The organism is Microbacterium neimengense (assembly GCF_054782995.1).
Genome location: NZ_BAAGRK010000003.1, coordinates 433,003 through 450,341 on the forward strand (window position 1 = coordinate 433,003; position 17,339 = coordinate 450,341).

Consider the following 17,339-nt stretch of genomic DNA (forward strand, 5'->3'; position numbering starts at 1 on the left):
AGGGGATTGACGCCCGTCGACGGCGACGGTAGAGCGCTCAGACCCGCTGCTGGAGGATGCCCGCGCGCTCGGGGTGAGCGGCGAACCAGTCGGCGACGTACCAGCACATCGGGACGATCTGACGATCGCCCGCCTGCTCGAGCAGGCTCACGGCGCGCTCGACGATCTCGCCCGCGTAGCCGTGGCCGCGGAAGCTGGGCACGGTGAAGGCCCGCGTCATCGAGACGCTGCTCCCGTCGTCGCGGTAGTCGAGGACGCTCACGAGGTCGTCGCCGAGGTACAACGCGTAGCGGGATGCATCCGTCTGGTCTTCGAAGCGGAACTCGGTCACCCCGCCAGGCTACGCCGTCGCGGGGTGACCGAGGGCGTCTCAACCGAGCTCGTCGGACGCCGGAATCGCGCGGGTGCGCGCGAGACGCCGGTACCAGAGGCCCGAGTCCTTGACGGTGCGCTCGAGGGTGTCGAAGTCGACCCGCACGACGCCGAACCGCTTGGCGTAGCCGTAGCCCCACTCGAAGTTGTCCAGCAGCGACCACACGAAGTATCCGCGGAGGTCCACGTCCTGCTCGAGCGCCCGGTGCGCGGCGGTGAGGTGGCGCTGCAGGTAGTCGACGCGTTCGGCGTCGTGCACGGCGCCGTCCGGTGCGACGTCGTCGGCGAAGGCGGCGCCGTTCTCCGTGATCATGAGCGGGTGCGCGGGGAACTCGTCGCGCAGCGCGAGGAGCAGCTCCTCGAGGCCTTCCGGTGCGATATTCCAGCCCATCTCCGTGTACGGCCCCGGCTGCTCGACGAACTCGACGAGCTGATCGCTGCCGGGCCAGGCGGTGCCGCCCGCGCTCGCCTTGTGCCCGTCGTTCTGCTGGCGCGGCGAGGAGCCGTCCCACAGGCGAACGGTCGCCGTGGAGTAGTAGTTGACGCCGAGCACGTCGATCGGCTGGTTGATCTGCTCCAGGTCGCCGTCGTGCACGAACGACCAGTCCGTGACGGATGCGGTGTCCTCCAGCAGATCGGCGGGATACTCGCCCTTCAGCATCGGATGCGTGAACGCACGGTTCGCGAGCGCGTCGATCCGACGCATCGCCTCATCCGCGTTCTCCCCCACGCCACGCAGGACGTGGAAGTTGAGGGTCACGGAGTACTGCGGATCGCCCGTCGACGTCGCCCGCAGCGCCCGGACGGCACGCCCGTGCGCCAGGTTCAGATGGTGCACCGCCGCGAGGGCCGCCGCGGGCTCGTGGCGCCCCGGGGCATGACCGCCCTGGCCGTAGCCCAGGTAGGCCGAGCACCACGGCTCGTTCAGTGTCGTCCAGGTGTGCACCCGGTCCCCGAGCGCTGCACCCATGACCTCGGCGTAGCGCTCGAAGGCATCCGCGGTGGCCCGCACGGGCCACCCGCCCGCGTCCTCCAACGGCTGCGGAAGATCCCAGTGGTAGAGAGTCGCCACGGGACGGATGCCGCGCTCGAGGAGCCCGTCGACCAGACGCGAGTAGAAGTCGATGCCGGCGCGGTTGACCTCACCCGTTCCGGTGGGCATGATCCGCGGCCACGCGATCGAGAACCGGTAGGCGTCCAGTCCCAGCTCCGCCATCAGGTCGAGATCGCTCTCCCAACGGTGGTAGTGGTCGCACGCCACATCGCCCGTGTCGCCGTTCCAGACCCGTCCGGGCGTGTGGCTGAAGGTGTCCCAGATCGACGGCCCGCGACCGTCTTCTGCGGCCGCCCCCTCCACCTGATACGACGCCGTCGCCGACCCGAACGTGAATCCGGGAGGGAACACCAGCCCGCTGTCTCGGAAATCCGCGTTGCCCGTGCTCATCGGGTCACCTCCGCAAGGTCTGCGCGCAGCGTCTCGCTGCGTCCGTCGGGCGTGGTCACGATCACCTCGGCGGTGCCTTCTCCGCCGGGGAACACCCGCAGCGTCAGCCCCTCCAGGTAATCGTAGTCAGGCCGGTCGTCGCGGGCGCCCCATGGCAGGACGGCGCCGGGGCGCACGTACAGCGGCAGCGAGTCGACACCGTGACGCTCCCGGTGCCACCCGCCTGCGGCGCGCTCGCCGGTCAGCAGGTGGGTCCACTCGCCGTCGGGCAGATAGAACTCCACCTCGCCGTCCGCCGAGAACACCGGCGCGACGAGCAGGTCGCCGCCGAGCATGTACTGCCGGTCGAGGTGGGCGCAGGTCGGGTCGTCGGGGAACTCCATCGCCATCGGGCGAAGCAGCGGCACACCGTCGGATGCGGCCTCGACACCGCGCTGGAACAGATACGGCATGAGTCGCATCTTCAGCTGCGTGAAGATGCGAGTGACCTCGACAGCCTCCTCGTCGAAGTTCCATGGCACGCGGTACGACTCCGAACCGTGGAAACGGCTGTGGGAGCTCAGCAGCCCGAAGGCCGTCCAACGCTTGAACACCTCGGGATCGGGGGTGCCCTCGAACCCGCCGATGTCGTGGCTCCAGTGGGCGAATCCGCTCCACGCGAGCGAGAGGCCGCCGCGGAGCGTCTCGGCCATCGACACGAAGGTCGACGTGCTGTCTCCGCCCCAATGCACCGGCATGCTCTGCCCGCCGACCGTCGCCGAACGTGCGAACAGCACCGCGTCGTCCGCTCCGCGCGCCTCGACGAGCACCTCGTGCACCGCCTTGTTGTACAGGTGCGTGTAGAGGTTGTGCATCCGGTCGGGAGCGCTGCCGTCGGCGTAGACGACCTCGAGCGGGATGCGCTCGCCGAAGTCGGTCTTGAAGCAGTCCACGCCCTGCGCGACGAGAGCGCGGAGCTTGTCCTGATACCAGCGGGTCGCGTCGGCGTTCGTGAAGTCCACGAGCCCCATGCCCGCCTGCCACAGATCCCACTGCCACACCGAACCGTCCGCGCGCCGCACGAGGAAGCCCTGAGCCGCCGCTTCGGCGAACAGCGGCGAGCGCTGGGCGATGTAGGGGTTGATCCAGACGCACACGCGGAGGTCGCGCTCGTGCAGTCGCCGCAGCATCCCGTCGGGATCGGGGAACACCCGCGGGTCCCACTCGAAGTCGGACCAGTTGAACTCGCGCATCCAGAAGCAGTCGAAGTGGAAGACCGACACCGGCAGCTGGCGCGCGGCCATCTCGTCGATGAACGAGGTGACGGTCGCCTCGTCGTAGTCCGTCGTAAAGCTCGTCGACAGCCACAGACCGTACGACCAAGCGGGGACGATCGGCGGACGGCCGGTGAGCGCGGTGTAGCGGGTCAGCACGTCCTTGGGGGTCGGGCCGTCGATCACGAAGTACTCGAGCACTTCGCCGGGCACGGAGAACTGCACCCGTTCGACCGTCTCGGAGCCGATCTCGTAGGAGACGTGTCCGGGATCGTTCACCAGCACGCCGTAGCCGCGGCTGGACACGTAGAACGGGACGTTCTTGTAGGCCTGCTCACTGGAGGTGCCGCCGTCGGCGTTCCAGATCTCCACGCTCTGCCCGTTCTTGATGACGGGGCCGAAGCGCTCGCCGAGCCCGTAGATCAGCTCGCCGACGCCGAGGTCGAGCTGCTCGTGGACGAACGTGTGGGCGCGGGCGCTGCTGCCGCCCGCGCGAGCGTTGTCGACGATGCCGGGGTCGACCTGCGCGTCATGGGCGAGGGTGATGTAGCCCTGCGCCTTGTGTCCGCTGCCGGTCAGCCGCCTCTCGCCGGAGAAGAACTCCAGCGACCAGGGCGCCCCCGCGGCGATGCGCGCGGTGAGCGATCCGGTGCGCAGGCGTGCGCCCGCCGCATCCGCCTCGACCTCGGTGGCATGGGGTGCGGGCGCGACACCGAACGAGAGCGGCGGGGTGCCGCCGTCGTGGTGGACGATGCGCACGCGCACCACGCCCTCGGCGGGCGAGGAGAGCGTCACCGTCAGCGTCGCACGGTTCAGGGTGTCTCCACGGCGCTCGATGACCTTGGTCGGGGCGGTGATAACCAGGCCGGGGCCGTCGAGCGTCTCGGTTTCCCAGATGTCGTACGCCTCCTGCGCGTACAACGCCGTGACCCCGGGACGCAGCTGCCAGAAACCATCGGTGAACTTCATTACTTGACTGCTCCTGCGGTGATGCCGCGCGTGAGGGTGCGCTGGAAGATGAGGAAGAAGAGAAGGGTGGGGATCAGACCCAGGAGGGCCGAGGCGCTGGTCGTGGTGACGTCCATGAGTCGGTCGCCCTGCAGGACGCTGATCGCGACTGGCACGGTCTGGTTGGCGTTCGACACCAGGAACGTCAGCGGGATGAGGAACTCGTTCCACGTCCAGATGAAGAAGAAGATGACGAGCACCGAGAGCGTCGGGCGGCTGATCGGGAAGACGACGCGCCACAGGATCTGCCAGCGGCTGGCTCCGTCCATCGCCGCTGCCTCCAGGACCTCCTTGGGGAACGTGCCGTAGACCGAGGCGAGCAGGTATGTACCGAAGGCGGCCTGGATCACCGTGAAGATGATGATCACCGACCACACGTTGTTGTAGAGCCCGACCGCCTTGGAGAGGTAGTAGAGCGGGTACAGCAGCGCCTCCTGCGGCAGGAGGTTCGCCAGCAGGAACAGCAGCACGATCCAGCTGCGCCCCCGCACCCGTCCGATGCCGATCGCGAACGCGTTCAGCACCGAGATGAGCACGGCCAGCAGCGCGACCATCCCGGAGATGAAGAACGAGTTCCACACCTTCTCGGGGAAGTTGACACGCTCCCAGAACGCGGCGAGACCCGTGAAGTCGATCTGGCTGGGCAGGGCGAGGGGTCCCCCGTTCGAGTAGTCGGCGGGCGACTTGAACGAGTTGACGAGGATCAGATAGAACGGCGCGATCACGACGATCGCCCCGACGATGACGAAGGCGAGCATCAGCCAGTCGATGCCGCGCGGGCGGGTCATCCCCCCGCGACCGCGCCGCGGCACGCGCGGCGAAGGGCGCCGCCCGTCCTTCGTGGTGGTCACAGCCATGGTGGCGGACATCAGCGGCCCTCCCTTTCCTTGCGCTCCGCCGCGTTCTGCGCGCGGATGAAGAGCACGGCGACGATCGCGATGACGATGGTGAGTGCGGTGGCGATGGTGGCGCCGTACCCGACCTGCTGCGCCTGGAAGAACTCGCTGTAGGCGTAGTAGGCGGGCACGATCGTCGAGGTACCGGGACCGCCGCGGGTCAGCACGTACACGGGGCCGAAGACCTTGAGGGCCGCGATCGTGCAGGTCAGGGTGACGACGAAGATCTCCGGGCGGATGATGCTCATCGTGATCGAGCGGAAGCGCTGGAACCAGTTCGCGCCGTCCAGTTCGGCGGCTTCGTAGAGCTCGGGGTCGACGCGCTGCAACGCCGCCATGAAGACGACGATCGGATACCCGAGCTGCACCCAGACGAGCACGACCATGATCGCGCCGAGGGCGGTGTCGGGACTGCCGAGCCAGTTGTGCGCGAGGGATCCGAGACCGATGCTCTCGAGGATCGTGTTGAGGGCGCCGTCGTCGGGGCGCAGTACCCAGCCGATGACGATGCCGGCGATGGCCGCGGGAAGGATCTGCGGAAGGTAGTACGTCGCGCGCAGGAAGCTCGCGAGGCGCCCGCCGTACTTGCGGCCGACGACGTCGAACAGGAGGGCGGCGATGATGAGGCCCAGCACCGTGGGCAGGATCACCATGGCGACGATCATCCAGATGCTGTTGCCGAACGACGTCCAGAACTTCGTGTCGCCGAACAGGCGCACCCAGTTCTCGACGCCGATCCACTCCGGCGGCTTGATGCCGCGCCAGCTCGTGAAGGAGAGGTAGATGTTCCACACGAGGGGGATCAGGATCACGACGCTCAGCAGGATCAGCCCGGGGATGAGGTAGAGCCAGTAGCCGACGGATCCGCGCCCGCGCTGCGGGATCAGCGGCTCCTCGGGAAGGGGCTTGGCGCGCCGCGCTCTGGGCGGCCGCACGAACGGGACGGCGGACATGACCGTCTCCTCACTTGGTCGAAGGAATGGGGATGGCGGAGGGGCGGGCGCCCCTCCGCCACCGGGGATCAGCCGCGCAGGCTCGAGACGTACGACTCGTACTCGTCACCGAGTCCGGTCTGCACCTGCTCCGGCGTGGAGCTGCCGTTGGCGAGGTTCTGCAGCTGGGCGACGAGGGTGTCGTAGAACGTCGGCGTGGGCCAGTCCGGGTAGAACGAGAGGCCGTCGGAGTCGAGGATCGAGTTGAACGCGGTGATGAGCTCCTTGCTCTTCTCATCCGTGATGTCGGACTCGTTCGCCGCCACCGGCACTCCGCCGTTGTTGCCGATGATCGCCTGGATCTCGGGGCGCAGCGTGATGTCGATGAACTTGTAGGCCAGATCCTTGTTCTTCGCGTTCTCCGGAACGACCCACAGGTTGCCCGAGGAGCCGAGGCTCAGCTTGCTGCCGGGGAAGTTGAAGATGCCCCAGTCGTACCCGCTGATCTCCTCGGTGAAGCGGCCGTACCACCAGCTGCCCGACACGAAGATCGGGTAGTTGCCGGCGATGAACGCGGTGCCCGCATCCTCCGCCTTCATGCCCGCCACGTCCGGGGAGATGTAGCCGGCGTCGACGTACTCCTTGAGGGTGTCGGTCGCGTAGGTGATGGGCTCGTCGTTCCAGTCCACCGGGTTCTTGTAGAGCTGGTAGTCGTCGACCCACGAGCGGTCGGCCTTGCTCAGCGCCAGCTGGTACCAGAGCTGCCCGAGCGGGTACTCCGCACCCGCCTCGGCGAGCGGTGTGACGCCCTTGGCGACGAACGCGTCGAGCACCTTCACGAACTCGTCGTAGGTCGTCGGCACTTCGAGGCCCGCATCCGCGAAGGCCTGCTTGTTGTAGTAGACCGTGACGAACTCGCCGTAGTTCGGGATGCCGTACCAGGCGTCTCCGCCCATGACGCCGTCCTCGCTGTATCGGGCCGTGGTCTGCAGCGACGGGGCGAGCTTGTCGGCCCAGCCGTTCTCCTCGACCGCCGAGGTGATGTCGGTGAGCAGACCCTGGCTGGCCAGAAGGCCCGCGGTCGCGTTGCCCTTGTTGTACTCCATGATGTCCGGCGCCTCGTCGGAGTTCAGAACCTGGCTGGCGGTGGAGCGGATCTGCTCGAAGCCCTTGGCCTCGAAGTCCACCTTGGCGCCGGTCTCGTCCTCGAAGACCTTGATCGCCTCGTCCCACGCCTTGCCCATGGCGCTGTCTTCGCCCTCGTAGTGCCAGAGCGTCAGGGTGTTGGAGTCCTCCGGGCTGCCGCCGCCGCCCGAGCATGCGCTGAGGGCGAGGGCTGCCACGGCGACGCCGCCGAGCAGGATGAGGGAGCGGTGTGTGGTGCGTGATGTGATGCGTGCCATCTTCGGCACTCCTTTCATGGTGACCGTCGGTGGTCGGGTGTTGCGGGACGGGCGAAGCGGCTTATCGAAGCGCTTCGATAACGCGCAGGAGAAGGGACGGGGACGGGAGGGTCATCTCGACCGGGCGGCGACGGAGCCGACGTCGAGGTAGTGGGGGGCGATGAGGTGCACGCCCGGTTCCGGAGCGGATCCGGACAGGGCGGCGACGGCGAGCTCGACGGCGAGCTCGCAGCTTTCGGCGGGAACGAGAGGGATCGAGTCGAGCGGCGTGCTAAGGGCGGCGGTGTCGAAGGAGGAGCCTACGGAGACGATCGAGATGTCGCCCGGAACGCTGAGCCCCGCATCCGCGAGCGCGTCGAGCACGCCCTGGTGCACGTCCTCCGCGCAGTGCAGCACGATCGCGCTCACGCCCTCGGCCAGCAGCCCCCGGACCCCGTCGCGGATCGTCGCGGTCGTGGGACGCGATTGCCCGGCGTAGCGGAACGCGGTGGGCACACCGCGGCGTTCGGCCGCGCGCTCGAAGCCGGCACGCACGCGCGGCGGGAAGTTCGAGCGCTCGTAGGAGATCTCCGGATGGCCCAGCATGCCGATCGAGCGATGGCCCAGATCGATGAGCCGGTCGGCCGCGAGGGCGGCGGCGCGCTCGAAGTCGAGGTCGACGCACACGAGACCGTCCCGATCGTTCGGAACGCCGATGAAGATGCTGGGAAGGGCGATCTCGCGGGACAGCGCCACTCGGGCATCGTCGGGGGCGACGTCGAGCACCAGGATCGCGTCGACCAGGCCGCTGGCGGCGACCCGACGCATCCCCGCCTGGGCATCCTCGTCGGTCAGCAGGAGGATGTCGTAGTCGTTGCGCCTGGCCGCGACCGCCGTGGCCAGCACGAACGCCATGTGCGTCGGGGCGTGGGTGTCGATGCGCAGCGGTTCTGTGAGCGCGAAGATCTGCGTTCGCCGCCCGGCGAGCATGCGCGCGCCGGCGTTCGGGCTGTAGCCGAGTTCCGCGACGGCCTTCTCGATACGACGACGGGTGTCCACGGCGACGGGCCGCTTGCCGCTGAGCGCGTAGGAGACGGTCGAGATCGACACGCCGGCGGCCTGTGCCACCTCGTTGATCGTGACCATCTCATCCTCTTCGCCGGGTTGGTCGAAGCGCTTCGACGCTGCTTCGTCCAGGACTGTAGAACACGATCGGATGCCAGCGCAACATGTTTCGCGGAGAAAACAACAAATCGATGGCCCGCGGCGCGTTTGACGCAGACACGCCCGGCACGTCATAATCGGCCACATGACTGACGATGCACGTTCTCTGTCCGCCTGGGAGGCGAACGGGACTGCCGGCTCCATGATGGCCGGCCGCATTGTCATGTGTTGTCGAATGTGCCGCTGACTCGGTCACCCCGTCCGACGCCGCCGCGCATCTGAAGCGCCGCGCGTCCTCTGCATCCGCTCTGTGATGCTGCGCACCCGGCCCTGACCCTGGGCCGCGACTGACAACACGCGAATCGGGCACGAGTCCCGGTTCCTCTTCCGGCAAGGAATCCGCACATGTCCTCTCCCGTTGCTCTCGACGACCGCCCCACCGCCCGCCCCGCCCTGCGTCTGGTCACCGACGCTCCCGCAGCGCCCGCTCCGGCCCCCGCCGCCGAGCGCAGTCTTCCCGCCGGCACAGCGCCGCGCGGCTTCGCGCTCTACGTCGGCTTCGACGAGGCGAAGGCCGCCGCCTCCGGCGTATCCCTCGGCACGATCGTCGAGGCGCTTCGACGCACGCTGCACGATCTGGCCCCCGCCGCCGAGACCTACGCGACCGTGGCTCTCGCCCCCGTGGGCGCCGGCGGCCGCGACGTCGACGTCGTGCGCCTCGCGCTGCACGAGCCCTCCGCGGTGGCCCGTACGAAGCCCGAGATCGAGGTCGAGGAGCGCGCCGAGGCCGGCGTCGTCGTCGACATCTCCCGCAAGCGCGTCCTGATCGACGGCGAGTCCGCTGCCTTCACGTTCAAGGAGTTCGAGCTGCTGCAGTATCTCGTGCTGCGCGAGGGACGTACGATCGAGCGCGCCGAGCTGGTCGGCTCCCTCTGGCAGCAGGGCGACGCAGACGCTCCCGGCGAGCGCACGATCGACGTGCACGTGCGGCGCTTGCGCGCCAAGCTCGGGCGCTTCGAGGACATCGTGCGCACGGTGCGCGGAGTCGGCTACCGCTTCGACCGGCACGCCGACGTCGCCATCCGATACGGCCACGGAACGCCCTCCCCCGACCGGTTCTGAGTCGGTCGGCTCGCTGTCGGCGGGCCGACGTAAGGTGTGCACATGGATGCGGGCGCCTCGACGATCGGGCGACGCCTGCCTCGGTCCGCAGCGCCGACGCATTCGCGACCTCGCGAAAGCGTCTACCGCCCTCACGGCGAGGTGGATCTCCATCGAACCGTCGTCTTCCAGCGGCGCGGCGCCCACGACCCCACCCTCGTCGTGGACGGCCACGTCATCTGGCGCGCGAGCAGAACCCCCGAAGGCATCGCCACCCTCGCCCTCCGCGCGAGCGGCGTCGGGATCCGCCTGGCGGCTTGGGGCCCCGGAGCCGACTGGGTGCTCGACCAGGCTCCTGCCCTGTGCGGCGCGCATGACGACCAGGGCGACTTCGACGCCTCCCGGCATCCGCTCATCGCGTCGTCCCACCATCGCCACCCGGGCCTGCGCCTGGGCCGCACCGACCTCGTCTTCGACGCCCTCGCGAGCGCGATCTTCGAGCAGAAGGTCACGGGCCTGCAGGCATTCGGCGCATGGCGTCGAATCGTCACCTGGTTCGGCGAGCGCGCCCCCGGTCCCACCCCGCGACCGATGTTCGCGCCACCCTCCGTCGACGAGTGGCGACGCATCCCTTCCTGGGCCTGGCACCGCGCAGGACTCGAGCCGCCGCAGTCGCGCGCGGTGGTCAAGGCGGCGGCCCACGGCGACAGCATCGTGCGCGCACTGGCGGAGGCATCGGACAACACCCGGCGCGACCGCATCCTCACGAGCCTTCCCGGCATCGGCCCGTGGACCTCGGCAGAGACGCGCATCCGCGCCTGGGGCGACGCGGACGCGGTGAGCGTCGGCGACTACCACCTCGCCCACGAGGTCGGGCATGCACTCACCGGCCGCCGGGTCGACGACGACGCCATGCTCGAGTTACTCGCCCCGTGGGCGGGGCAGCGGCAGCGGGTGATCCGGCTGCTGGCAGCCAGCGGCGTCCACGAGCAGCGCCGCGGTGCGCGCCTGGCGCCCGAGGATCACCGCTCGCACTGAGTCGTCCACCCCCCTACGCTGGGCCCATGACGAACTCGCGCACGGGCTGGCCCCGCGGTCGCACCATGTGGATCCTCGGCACGCTCGCCCTGTTCGCCGTGGGCATCATTGTCGGCATCGCCCTGGGATCGGTGTGGATCGGCCTGCTGCTCGCTCTGATCGTGTCGATCGGATGGCTCATCGCCTACGAGTCGTGGCGAGGTCGCAATGTCGGCATCTACGACCGGGACGACGACGGCGCCCAGCTCTGAGCTTCACGTCCACTGCGTGAGCTTGGCCGGGCTGCGCACGAGCCAGACGTCCACGATCCGCCCGGCGGTGTCGACTCCGAATGCGGCGAGCCCGACCGTTTTGCCGCCCTGGCGCAGCAGGTATCCGAGGCCGTCCGCCGTGTCGACGGGCTCGAGGCTCGCATCCGGCTGCTTGGCGAGGATCCCGAGCACGAACCTCGCGACGTTGTCCGCGCCGACGACGGGACGACGGGCAGCGGACACCAGACCGCCGCCATCGGAGGTCAACACGACCGCCGGATCCAGCGCGACCACCAGCTCCTCGAGCCGTCCGCTCGCGCACGCCGCGGCGAAGGCCGCGACCACTCGGTCGTGAATCGCACGCGATGCGCGTCGACCGCGTTCCTCGGCGACCTTGCGCCGAGCGGATGCGGCGAGCTGCCGCACAGCTGCGGGCGAGCGTCCGACCGTCTCGGCGATCTCTGCGAAGGGAACGCCGAACACGTCGTGCATCACGAAAGCCACCCGCTCTGCGGGCGTCATCGCATCGAGGACGATCTGCAGCGCGAGGCTCACGGAGTCATCCAGCGTGACCGCATCGAGCGGATCCGCCGCCGACCGGACCGCACCGATGGAACCGGCCGCCGGCACGGGCTCGGGAAGCCAGGGACCGACGTAGTGCTCCCGACGAGACCTCGCGGAGCCGAGCATGTCCAGGCAGATGCGCGAGGTGACGCGATTGAGCCACGCTCCCGGCCTGTCGATCGCGGTGCGCTCCTGCTCCCCCAGCGACACCCAGCGCAGGTAGGCCTCCTGCACCGCGTCCTCTGCCTCACCCACGTCACCCAGCATCCGGTAGGCGAGCGCCACCAGCGACACCCGCTCATCCTCGACATCGCGCACGGCTGCACCCCTCTCATCCGTTCGACGACATAGCCTCTCCGATTGTGACCTCACGTTCTGGGGTGCTGTGTCGTCGATGACACAGAAGCACCGATGGACGGGGCGGAGAGGACGGACATGCGAATCGCGATCGCAGGAGGAACGGGGCTGCTGGGCGGCAAACTGGCGCACGAGGCCGAGGGACGCGGACATGAGGTGCGGCTGCTCTCGCGCGCGACCGGCATCGACCTCACGGCACCCGACGGCATCGCCTCCGCCGCAGCGCGGATCGAGGGGTGTGACGCCGTCCTCGACGTCCTCAGCATCGGCACTCAGAACGACGCGGTCTCGATCGCCTTCTTTGAATCCACGACGCGCGCATTGCTTTCCGCAGAGGAGCGAGCGGAGGTGCCTCACCACATCGCCCTTTCGATCGTGGGCGTCGACCGGGCGCCGTCCGCCTACTACGCGGGGAAGGTTGCCCAGGAACGCGCGGTGCAGGAGGGCCCGATTCCGTGGACGGTTCTCCGCGCGACCCAGTTCCACGAGTTCGCGGCGCAGATGTTCACCGTCGCTTCCCGCGGTCCGATCCACCTCGCCCCGCGGATGCGTACGCAGCCCGTCGCCGCTGACGAGGTCGCCGCTCGCCTGGTCGATCTCGCCGAGATGCCGGCGCGCGGACGCGTTCCGGATCTGGCGGGCCCGCACGAGGAGAGTCTCGTCGAGATGATCCGGCGCTACGCCCGCGCCACGGGTCATCGCGGGTGGATCCCGGCGGTGTCACTGCCCGGATCGTTCGGACGAGCGATGCGCGACGGCCGACTGCTGCCCGACGCCGGCGCCACGATCGGACGACAGAGCTTCACCGAATGGATCGCGTCTCTGGGGTGAGTACCACGGGCTGAATCGCGCGCCACCCCTGGAGGGCGCGCACAGCCCGCTCCTAGGATGGGGCGCGTGACCACCACAGATCCTGCCCTGCCACCGATCGATCCTCCCGCCGCATCCGGACCTGCTCTGCAGCTGCGCGGCCTGACCAAGCGCTTCGGTGACAAGGTGGCCGTTGCCGGCATCGACCTCGACGTGCCGACCGGCTCCTTCTACGGGCTCGTCGGCCCCAACGGGGCGGGCAAGACGACGACGCTGTCGATGGCCACGGGGCTGTTGCGCCCGGATGCGGGAACCGCCGTCCTGCACGGAGTCGACGTGTGGCGTGACCCTGTCGCCGCGAAGGCGATGATCGGCAACCTCGCCGACGGCGTGCGCCTGTTCGACCGGCTCACCGGCGAGCAGCTCATCACGTACACCGGCATGATGTTCGGTCTGGCGCGCGATGAGGTGGCCGCTCGCACCGCCGATCTGCTGACCCTCATGGACCTGACGGAAGCCGCCGGCACCGCCGTCGTCGACTACTCCGCGGGCATGACGAAGAAGGTCGCGCTCGCCTGCGCCCTCGTGCACGCGCCCCGCATCCTGGTGCTCGACGAACCGTTCGAGTCGGTGGACCCCGTCTCCGCGGCGAACATCGAAGACGTGCTGCGCAGTTATGCCGGCAGCGGCGGCACCGTGATCGTCTCGAGCCACTCGATGGACCTTGTGCAGCGCATGTGCGACCACGTCGCGGTCATCGCGAGCGGACGCGTCCTGGCGGCGGGCACGATCGACGAGGTGCGGGCCGGCCAGAGCCTGCAGGACCGCTTCGTCGACCTCGTCGGCGGCCGCCACCACTCGGAGGGACCGCAGTGGTTGCGACTCTCCTGAAGCTGCGCTTCCGCGTCCTCGGCAACACCCTCGCCGCGAACCCCTGGCAGCTGGTGGGGTTCATCCTCGGCGGCCTCTGGGCCGTGGGGCTCCTGATCGGCGTGTGGATCGGGCTGTTCGCGGCGGGTTTCGCCGGCCTTGATGTGGTGACGATGGTGGTGACCGCGGGCGGCGGCATCCTCGTGATCGGCTGGGCGCTCGGGCCGCTGTTCGTCGCGGGTGTCGACACGACGCTCGATCCCGTCAAGCTCGCTCCGTTCCCCCTGACGACCAACAAGATGATGGTCGCCCTCACGGCCGCCGGCCTCACCGGCATCCCCGGCATCGCCTCGATCGCGGGCGCACTGGGTCTCTTCCTCGCGCTGTGGCGGTGGCCGATCGCTCTCGTCGCCGCCCTCGTGTGCATTCCGCTCGGCATCCTCACGTGCGTCGTCGTGTCGCGGCTCATCGCCGCGCTCAGCAGCAGCGCCGGCGGGAACCGCCGCACGCGGGAGCTCCTCGGTGGTCTCGCGTTCCTCGTGATCATGCTCGCCGGCCCCATCACGATCGGCATCATGAACCTGCTCGATGCGGGAGTGAGCGCCGCAGGCAATCCCAGCGACCGTATCGGCGGCATCATCTCCGCGGCCTCGTGGACCCCGATCGCCGCCGCGTGGGCGGTGCCGGCGACGCTGGCGTCGGGCGACATCCTCGGAGGCATCCTGAAGCTGCTGATCGGGGCTGCGACTCTGGTGCTCCTCTGGTGGCTGTGGCGACGATCGCTGGCAGCCGCGCTGGTCTCGCCGCCGCGTGCGCGCACCGCCACAGTCAAGGCGGGCAAGATCGGCTGGTTCGGACGCATGCCCACCGGCGGTACGGGTGCGACGTGGGCGCGCGCGCTGACGTACTGGCTGCACGACCCGCGGTATCTCCGTCAGCTCCTCGTTGTGCCCATCTTCCCGGTGCTCATGCTGTTCTACTCGGGCGGCGACGTGCGCAGCCCGCTGTTCGCATACTCCGCCGTGCTCGTCGCTTTCGTGCTCAGCGTCGTCTCCTATGCGGATGTGTCCTACGACGGGACGGCCTTCGCGACGGTGCTCGCCACCGGTGTGCGCGGGCGCCAGGACCGCGCCGGCCGTCTCCTCGCCGCGGCGGGGCTCGGGGTGCCGTTGACCGTCGCGATCGCGATCATCACGGTCGGCCTGTCCACGCAATGGTCGCTGCTGATCCCGGTGCTCGGCGCGAGTCTCGGTCTGCTCCTGACCGGATACGGCGTGTGCGCGATCAGCTCGGCGTCGATCGTGCAGCCCGTGCCGGCCCCGGGCGACAGCCCGTTCAAACGGGTTCCCGGGGCGAGCGTGGTGACGGCGCTGCTCATGTTCGTGATCTGGATCGGCATCGCGGTGCTCTCGTTGCCCTCGCTCATCCCCGCCATCCTCGCCGGCGTGACAGGCGACGCGATGTGGGGATTCGTGGCGCTGGCAGCGGGACTCGTTCTCGGCGTCGTCTTCGCGATCGTCGGAGTGCTGGTGGGCGGACGTGTCTTCGACCGCAACGCGCCCGCCCTCCTTGCGCAGTTGCAGAGCTTCAAGGGCGCCTGACCGCACCGCCACGACGAGGGCCCCGGAGCGTGTGCTCCGGGGCCCTCGTCGTGTGCGCGGGTCAGGCGGGGAAGAGCTCCTCCAGGACGCGGATGACACCGTGCTCCAGGTGCGAGGGCGCACGCAGGCGCGCGCGGGCGGCCACATCCGGGTGCGCGTTGGCCATCGCGTACGAGTGGTAGGCCGCATCCATCATCTCGAGGTCGTTCAGGTAGTCGCCGAAGACGGCGGTCTGCTCCGCCGAGACACCCACCACCTCCTGGAGCCGCCGGAGCGCCACGCCCTTGTTGATGCCGCGATTCATGACATCCACCCAGTGCGCCCCGGAGACGACGACCTGGTGGGTGCGGGCGATGTCCGCCAGCGCGGGAGCTGCGCCCGTCTCGGCGTCGCCGAAGTCGTAGACGGCGATCTTCAGGATGTCGTCCTCGACCTGCTCGAGGTCGGGCACGTGCTCGAGGAGTGCGTAGTATTTCGCCGCCTCCGTGCGGAACGCGCGGTCGTCGCGTTCGATGTACGCGGAGCGCTTGCCGCACAGCACAACGCCGACATCCTGGCTCATCCCCCGCGCACGTCGGAGGACGTCGGCCACGAGATCGCGGTCGAGGGTATCGGAGGCCAGCTCCTCGCCGTCGCGCACGACGTACGTGCCGTTCTCGGCGATGAAGACCATGCCGTCGGCGTGGTCGTCGAACTCGCGGCGCAGGGTCGCGTACTGGCGGCCACTGGCCGGCGCGAAGAGGGCGCCCGCGCGCCGCATCCGCTCCAGGATGGGCCACAGACCCTCGGGGACGCGGCCGTCGCCGTCGAGGAGCGTGCCGTCCATGTCGACGGCGACCAGGCGGATGTCGGACGCGGGCTCGCTCATCCCTCCATCCTCCCCGATCCCTCGGGACGTCCGCGCTCAGGCGGTCGCCGCGGTCTGCTCGGCGAGCGGGGCCGGCGTCTCGGCGTAGCTGCGAGAGAGGCGCCGGTACTGCGGCGACAGGAACGCGACGACGACGATCAGCAGCATCACCAGGCTCGCCGCGACGAACACGAGCGCGATCCCCCGCGCCTCGCCGTCGCCCAGCAGCCAGCGCCACCCCTCGCGACCCGCGTCGGTGCGCATGTAGGGGATGAGCCAGAACTCGGCGAGCGGGCCGATGAGGAAGGCGGAGATGGGCGCCGCTGCGGACTCGATGCTCGCCGCGAAACCGAACACGCGCCCCTGCGTCTCGTAGGGCACCACCCGCTGAATGATCGTCTGCTCGGCGGCCTCTGCCACCGGCATGAGCGCCATGAACACCAGCATCCCCACCGCGTACAACCACCACCATTCGCGCAGGGCAAAGGTGAGCCCCAGCACTGAGACGCCGACGTTGACCCACAGGAGCGTCCGCACGGGGTTCTTGCCGAGACCGAATCTGGCGACCAGGCCGCCGCCGATGATGAAGCCGATGCTCGTGACGCCGAGCACGATGCCCCAGATCTCCACGCTGAACAGCGTCAGGCCGTACGGGTCCATCAACGCCATGAAGACCCCGCCGACGAGGTTGTTGAACGTCGTGAACAGCAGGAGCGGCATGAGTCCGGGCACCGAGCGGATGGCGGGAAGCACCCCGCGGAACGTGAACCGCCGCGGCGGGGCGTCGGGATCGTGCGCCACGCCCCTTTCGGGGATCGGCACGAACAGCAGATGGGCGAAGGCGACGGCCGTCGCGACGATGGCGATGAAGACAGTCGGACCCATGCCGAGCAGGCCCACCGACAGTCCCGAGAACACGCTCGTGACCATGAACGCGACGCCCTGGACGGTGCCCACCAGTCCGTTCGCACGGTCGCGGCGCTCGGCGGGCACCAGCAGGGTGACCGTCGTCGACAGCGCGATGTTGCGGAGGTTCTCGACGACTCCGCCGATCAGGATCACGCCCGCGAACAGCCAGAACCACGGGCCGCCCCAATCGATGAGCGCGGATGCGGGGATCGCGAGAAAGAGGGCACCCGCCAGCAGATACGTCGCCAGGGTGATGAGGCTGGAGAGCACCATCACGGCCTTCTTCTTCATATGGTCGACGATCGCGCCGAAGACGACGCCGAAGATCGCCACCAGCAGCATGTAGCTGCCGCCGATGATGGAGGTGGCGAGCACGTTGCGCGTCTCCAGGTACGCCCAGAACGTGAGCGCGAACCAGAGGTAACTGGTGGTCACGTTGGCGACGAGTGTATTGGCGAGCACCTGATAGAAGCTGCGCATGCGCGACGCCTGGGTGGGCTCGGCCGTGGCGGGACGTTCGAGCATGGCGGGCTCCGCTTC

General features: G+C 69.1%; 16 protein-coding genes. 6 read left to right on the forward strand and 10 right to left on the reverse strand.

Annotated elements, in window-relative coordinates:
- Positions 1 to 37: 37 nt before the first annotated feature.
- From ACYVJS_RS04725 to ACYVJS_RS04755, 7 genes are all read right to left on the reverse strand, one after another.
- Positions 38 to 331, reverse strand: a complete 294-nt coding sequence (locus ACYVJS_RS04725; RefSeq protein WP_460738253.1) for a GNAT family N-acetyltransferase — start codon at positions 329 to 331, stop codon at positions 38 to 40.
- Positions 332 to 370: 39 nt separating this feature from the next.
- Positions 371 to 1,816: a glycoside hydrolase family 1 protein gene (locus ACYVJS_RS04730; protein WP_460738255.1), complete on the reverse strand. Its 1,446-nt coding sequence runs from the start codon at positions 1,814 to 1,816 to the stop codon at positions 371 to 373.
- Positions 1,813 to 4,038: an alpha-xylosidase gene (gene yicI / locus ACYVJS_RS04735; protein WP_460738257.1), complete on the reverse strand. Its 2,226-nt coding sequence runs from the start codon at positions 4,036 to 4,038 to the stop codon at positions 1,813 to 1,815. The genes ACYVJS_RS04730 and yicI overlap by 4 nt, the downstream gene beginning before the upstream one ends.
- Positions 4,038 to 4,946 (reverse strand): carbohydrate ABC transporter permease, encoded by a 909-nt coding sequence (locus ACYVJS_RS04740; protein ID WP_460738259.1) that lies wholly within the window; start codon positions 4,944 to 4,946, stop codon positions 4,038 to 4,040. The genes yicI and ACYVJS_RS04740 overlap by 1 nt, the downstream gene beginning before the upstream one ends.
- Positions 4,946 to 5,926, reverse strand: a complete 981-nt coding sequence (locus ACYVJS_RS04745) for a carbohydrate ABC transporter permease (RefSeq protein ID WP_460738261.1) — start codon at positions 5,924 to 5,926, stop codon at positions 4,946 to 4,948. The genes ACYVJS_RS04740 and ACYVJS_RS04745 overlap by 1 nt, the downstream gene beginning before the upstream one ends.
- Positions 5,927 to 5,994: 68 nt before the next feature.
- The gene (locus ACYVJS_RS04750; RefSeq protein WP_460738263.1) at positions 5,995 to 7,308 is read right to left on the reverse strand and encodes an ABC transporter substrate-binding protein; all 1,314 of its coding nucleotides are present in this window, start codon (positions 7,306 to 7,308) and stop codon (positions 5,995 to 5,997) included.
- A gap of 111 nt (positions 7,309 to 7,419) precedes the next feature.
- Positions 7,420 to 8,433, reverse strand: coding sequence for a LacI family DNA-binding transcriptional regulator (locus ACYVJS_RS04755; RefSeq protein WP_460738265.1), 1,014 nt, complete (start codon positions 8,431 to 8,433; stop codon positions 7,420 to 7,422).
- A 423-nt stretch (positions 8,434 to 8,856) separates the two neighbouring features.
- Here ACYVJS_RS04755 and ACYVJS_RS04760 point away from each other — a divergent pair, with 423 nt between their 5' ends.
- Genes ACYVJS_RS04760 through ACYVJS_RS04770 form a run of 3 tightly spaced genes read left to right on the forward strand, consistent with a single transcriptional unit; the run spans position 8,857 to position 10,841 of the window.
- The gene (locus ACYVJS_RS04760) at positions 8,857 to 9,573 is read left to right on the forward strand and encodes a winged helix-turn-helix domain-containing protein (protein WP_460738268.1); all 717 of its coding nucleotides are present in this window, start codon (positions 8,857 to 8,859) and stop codon (positions 9,571 to 9,573) included.
- Positions 9,574 to 9,615: 42 nt separating this feature from the next.
- On the forward strand, positions 9,616 to 10,590 hold the full coding sequence (locus tag ACYVJS_RS04765; RefSeq protein ID WP_460738270.1) for a DNA-3-methyladenine glycosylase family protein: 975 nt from the start codon (positions 9,616 to 9,618) through the stop codon (positions 10,588 to 10,590).
- A gap of 26 nt (positions 10,591 to 10,616) precedes the next feature.
- The gene (locus ACYVJS_RS04770; RefSeq protein WP_460738272.1) at positions 10,617 to 10,841 is read left to right on the forward strand and encodes a hypothetical protein; all 225 of its coding nucleotides are present in this window, start codon (positions 10,617 to 10,619) and stop codon (positions 10,839 to 10,841) included.
- 3 nt (positions 10,842 to 10,844) lie between these two features.
- Here ACYVJS_RS04770 and sigJ read toward each other — a convergent pair whose 3' ends face one another.
- Complete coding sequence (gene sigJ, locus ACYVJS_RS04775) at positions 10,845 to 11,723, reverse strand: RNA polymerase sigma factor SigJ (protein ID WP_460738274.1); 879 nt, start codon at positions 11,721 to 11,723, stop codon at positions 10,845 to 10,847.
- 117 nt (positions 11,724 to 11,840) lie between these two features.
- On the opposite strand from sigJ, the gene ACYVJS_RS04780 reads away from it, so the two are divergent.
- Genes ACYVJS_RS04780 through ACYVJS_RS04790 form a run of 3 tightly spaced genes read left to right on the forward strand, consistent with a single transcriptional unit; the run spans position 11,841 to position 15,043 of the window.
- Positions 11,841 to 12,593, forward strand: a complete 753-nt coding sequence (locus ACYVJS_RS04780; RefSeq protein ID WP_460738276.1) for an SDR family oxidoreductase — start codon at positions 11,841 to 11,843, stop codon at positions 12,591 to 12,593.
- A gap of 57 nt (positions 12,594 to 12,650) precedes the next feature.
- Positions 12,651 to 13,463, forward strand: coding sequence for an ABC transporter ATP-binding protein (locus ACYVJS_RS04785; RefSeq protein ID WP_137417963.1), 813 nt, complete (start codon positions 12,651 to 12,653; stop codon positions 13,461 to 13,463).
- A complete protein-coding gene (locus ACYVJS_RS04790) occupies positions 13,445 to 15,043 on the forward strand; it encodes a hypothetical protein (RefSeq protein WP_460738278.1) in 1,599 nt (532 codons plus the stop codon). Before ACYVJS_RS04785 ends, ACYVJS_RS04790 begins: the two co-directional genes overlap by 19 nt.
- A gap of 61 nt (positions 15,044 to 15,104) precedes the next feature.
- Here the strand turns inward: ACYVJS_RS04790 and ACYVJS_RS04795 are convergent, their stop codons facing one another.
- Positions 15,105 to 15,911: a Cof-type HAD-IIB family hydrolase gene (locus ACYVJS_RS04795; protein WP_460738280.1), complete on the reverse strand. Its 807-nt coding sequence runs from the start codon at positions 15,909 to 15,911 to the stop codon at positions 15,105 to 15,107.
- Positions 15,912 to 15,947: 36 nt separating this feature from the next.
- Positions 15,948 to 17,324 (reverse strand): MFS transporter, encoded by a 1,377-nt coding sequence (locus ACYVJS_RS04800; protein ID WP_460738283.1) that lies wholly within the window; start codon positions 17,322 to 17,324, stop codon positions 15,948 to 15,950.
- Positions 17,325 to 17,339: the final 15 nt, after the last annotated feature.